This window comes from Bacillus lumedeiriae, assembly GCF_044891285.1.
Lineage (GTDB): Bacteria > Bacillota > Bacilli > Bacillales > Domibacillaceae > Pseudobacillus > Pseudobacillus lumedeiriae.
The window spans coordinates 1-266 of sequence record NZ_JAUIYO010000068.1; the positions used below are offsets into that span (position 1 = coordinate 1).

2 tRNA genes are annotated in these 266 nt (G+C 57.9%); both read right to left on the reverse strand.

Annotation, left to right across the window (positions count from 1 at the left end):
- Window positions 1-52: 52 nt before the first annotated feature.
- Window positions 53-127 (reverse strand) — tRNA-Gly (locus QYG89_RS17260).
- A 9-nt stretch (window positions 128-136) separates the two neighbouring features.
- Window positions 137-221 (reverse strand) — tRNA-Leu (locus tag QYG89_RS17265).
- Window positions 222-266: the final 45 nt, after the last annotated feature.

Sequence of the window (266 nt, forward strand, 5' to 3'; positions counted from 1 at the left end):
CAGGATTTTAAGTCCTGTGCGTCTGCCAGTTCCGCCACCCCGGCACTTTCTATGGAGCGGAAGACGGGATTCGAACCCGCGACCCCCACCTTGGCAAGGTGGTGTTCTACCACTGAACTACTTCCGCATGTAAACTTGGTGCGGGTGAAGGGAGTCGAACCCCCACGCCTCGCGGCGCCAGATCCTAAGTCTGGTGCGTCTGCCAATTCCGCCACACCCGCATATGAAAATGGTGAGCCATGAAGGACTCGAACCTTCGACCCTCT